Here is a 3434-nt window from a genome sequence, read left to right as displayed (position 1 = left end):
AATTGGGGATGGCGTGGGGGCCTTCAGCCACCTCGCCATCCCCAGAACTCAACCAATAGTTGTCATCCCTGCGAAAGCAGGTACCTCACACCTTTTAATTAAATATACACATAACGTGACGGCCCTCATTCGTAAGGCACCTTCGCCCAATTCAGTTTTCAATTTTTTCGCTCTCCACTTTCAACTCTCCACTCTCAACTCTCCACTCCTTAACAATCCTCTCAAAATCCTCTTCACCAACCCCGGCCCCTCATAAACAAACCCGGTATAGATCTGAACAAGCGCCGCACCAGCATTGATCTTTTCGATGGCGTCTTCCGCAGAATGAATTCCTCCAACCCCGATTATAGTAAATGCTTTATTTGAGTTCTCAGAAAGATAACGGATAACCTCTGTCGAGCGTTTGGCAAGGGGCTTACCGCTTAAACCACCTGCTTCTTTATGCAAGCTTTCCGGAGATATAAGCCCTTCACGGGAGATAGTCGTATTCGTTGCAATCACTCCTGCAATTTTAGTTTCTGTCACAATTTCGATTATATCATTAAGCTGGGAATCCGTAAGATCTGGCGCTATTTTGAGTAAGATGGGGCGTGAAATATCGTTTTTAAAATTACGCTGCTGAAGGGAATTCAGGATATTCTTGAGAGGCTCTTTCTCCTGCAGCTCGCGAAGTCCCGGTGTGTTGGGAGAACTAACGTTGACCACAAAGTAATCGACCACGTCAAAGAGCTTATCAAAACATTTAATGTAATCACTTAATGCATCCTCATTTGGAGTTATCTTATTTTTACCAATATTCCCTCCGATTACTAACCCTTTGCGGTCAAACTTACTTAACCGATGTGCAACCACATCCACACCCTGATTATTGAAACCCATCCGGTTGATAAGGGCATCATCCTCAGGGAGTCTGAACATTCTCGGCTTCTCATTTCCGGGTTGAGGAAGGGGAGTAACCGTTCCAATCTCGATAAAGCCAAACCCAAATTCAGCCAGATCATTAATAAAATCTGCATTCTTATCAAATCCCGCGGCAAGGCCAACTGGATTTTTGAACTTTAAGCCTAAAACCTCCCTTTCCAGCCTCTTATCGTTGAGATGGAACGAGCTTTTCAATAGTGGCTTAACGCCCCAGATACGGTTTGCTACCCGCAAGCCTCCGGTTACAAAATGATGAATATTTTCCGGATCGAACTTAAATAGTAAGGGCTTTATGATCTGATACATGCTGCGAAGTTACAGGTTTGACCTTTTAATTTCTAAAACAACAGTGGCTTATTCATAGCCATCAGGAGCTCTTTTACCCAATTTGAATCTAACCTTACCATTTTCACCGTCAAGAGCCCTGAGGTTGATAACAATGCCTTTCAGGTCACGCTCCTTCCCTTTCATTTTGACATTGTCCGGCTCATCCTTACCTGGATTTCGTAGCGGTATCTTTATGGCGATATTAGTCCCGGTCGTGAAGCTATAAACGCCGTCCAGGAATATATTTAATACTGTCGAACGGATTTCCATTGGCGGGATAATAATCTTATTTCCCTGTATGTTCAGCGTGTTCTTCAGACTGGTAAACCGGATGTCAGTAAAATTCCTGTTAGGAAAAGCAAAGGCGCCTACTTTTTTCAATGGTTCAAAATTTACCAATGCGCCATTGCGTATATCAAAGGCAACATTTCCGCGAAAAGACCGCGGCACTATTGCTCCATCCTCACTCATAGACCCCGAAACTGAAGTTCCGCCGAAGAAGGTACCGCGCAAATTCTCATTTGTTATGGCTTGCTGACCAAAATTATCGAAGGCGTAGAACAGACGCTCAACATTTACATTATTGATCTTAGAGTCAATATTGAACTTGTTGACCTTTCCAGTCTGATCGATGTTACCCGTCACAGCCAGGCTGCCACCACCTTGCTTTAAACTAAGGTTATTGATTACAATGCCTGATTGTTTCAGGGTAATGCCTCCGCGTACGTCGGTAGCAACAAATTTTTTATAAATGACCTTATTTACATTAAGGTTCATGGCCATACTTGCCTGGGCCAGAATACGATCAAGATTACCCGACATCTTCCGTACAGCTTGGTTCGAAGAAGCTGAATCATTAACGGCCTTACGACGCCCAAGCAAAACCATAAATTCGTTCAGGTTGATCTGAGGGCTTCTGATCTGCCAGTTAATAAGCATCTTCTGAGGATCGGAATAATACAGGTTTGAGAAGTCTTTTACAACTCCTGCCATAGTGATGGAGGAGGAGCCACTTTTCAGCTTTAAATTATCAATATAAAGATCCCGCCCCTTGAAGTTCATATTCAGCTGCATATTATTTAAAGAGAGATTTCTAGGCTTATATGTAGCCCGCGCCGTGTGAACATTTATTGATCCATAGATAAACCGCTGGCCTTTGTCATTTTGGTTAAACGGTGCCTTATAGACAAGATCGAGGTCAGCCTTACCCTCATTGAACAGGAACGTTGAGCCTCCAAAAACATTGTTAAGCTTAGTTAGGGGAAATGACGATCTGAACCTGCCAGTAAACACCGGATTTTTTAAATCGCTTATCCTTACGGAGTCTCCCACGAAAGGGATATCATAATATTTCCCGGTCATATTATTAAATACGATCACAGAATTCGGATCATTCCGCGGGAGTCCCTTTATCCATTGGTTGCTGTAAGAGCCAGTAAAGTTGCAATCGGTAATAGTTTCACCTGCCATACTCAGCTGATTATCCACAACCACCCACGACGCATTAATAAGCGGCTCACCCCCGCGCTTCAGTTTGCCAATTAACGACGCCTTAACATTGATAGGCTTTTTAACAGCGTATCGTTTTAGTTTCGAAGTAATGTGCGGCGACAAGAAAGTGAGGGCGTCGGCATATAAAATAGAAGGGGCTTTAATATTTAGTCTGAAGTCAGAAGAATTAGGAGCAAATCTAAACTGCCCCCCAAGATAAAGATCCGTACCATCTATGCTTATCTCCTGTTCTGGTATCGTCAGCAAATGGTTTCCATCATTATAAGCAAGATCAATATCCATATTGACTGTCTTATTTGTGAGAAAACTGCCCCGTCTCAGGTTGAAAGAAAACGATTCCAGTTTAGTTCTGAGGCTTACAGCTCCATCCCACCCCTTGCTGTTATATTTTATCCGTCCGTTGAAATCATCAATATTAAATTTAAAAAGCTTGTTTTTGAGTTTGTCATCTATCGTCAGGCTGACATTATCAAGCAGCACCCGGTTAATCCGCTTTCTTCCGCCACCTCCGCCGCCGGCTGTCGTATCCCTCTTTTTAAAAATATCCGTATTTCTTAGTCCTGAGCTATCCGTAAAAAGATATATCGAACCGTTACTGACTCTGATGTCCTTGATTGTCGGAGATCCTGTAAGAATGGAAAACAAGTCTATCTTAATGAAAACATTTTTCGCTT

General features: G+C 42.9%; 2 protein-coding genes. Both read right to left on the bottom strand.

The window, feature by feature from the left end; translation table 11 throughout:
* Nucleotides 1-180: 180 nt before the first annotated feature.
* The gene (locus WKF69_RS08930; RefSeq protein WP_340381255.1) at nt 181-1227 is read right to left on the bottom strand and encodes a quinone-dependent dihydroorotate dehydrogenase; all 1047 of its coding nucleotides are present in this window, start codon (nt 1225-1227) and stop codon (nt 181-183) included.
* A 48-nt stretch (nt 1228-1275) separates the two neighbouring features.
* A partial coding sequence (locus WKF69_RS08925) for an AsmA-like C-terminal region-containing protein (RefSeq protein ID WP_340381254.1) occupies nt 1276-3434 on the bottom strand: 2159 nt, incomplete at its 5' end.

The organism is Daejeonella sp. (assembly GCF_037719425.1).
GTDB lineage: Bacteria > Bacteroidota > Bacteroidia > Sphingobacteriales > Sphingobacteriaceae > Daejeonella.
The sequence above is the reverse complement of the archived record's forward strand: the minus strand, read 5'-3'. Positions and strand labels throughout refer to the sequence as shown.

Bases quoted from the DNA above. Each gene is read 5' to 3' on its own strand.
- WKF69_RS08930 (WP_340381255.1), bottom strand. From the start codon at position 1,227: ATGTATCAGATCATAAAGCCCTTACTATTTAAGTTCGATCCGGAAAAT.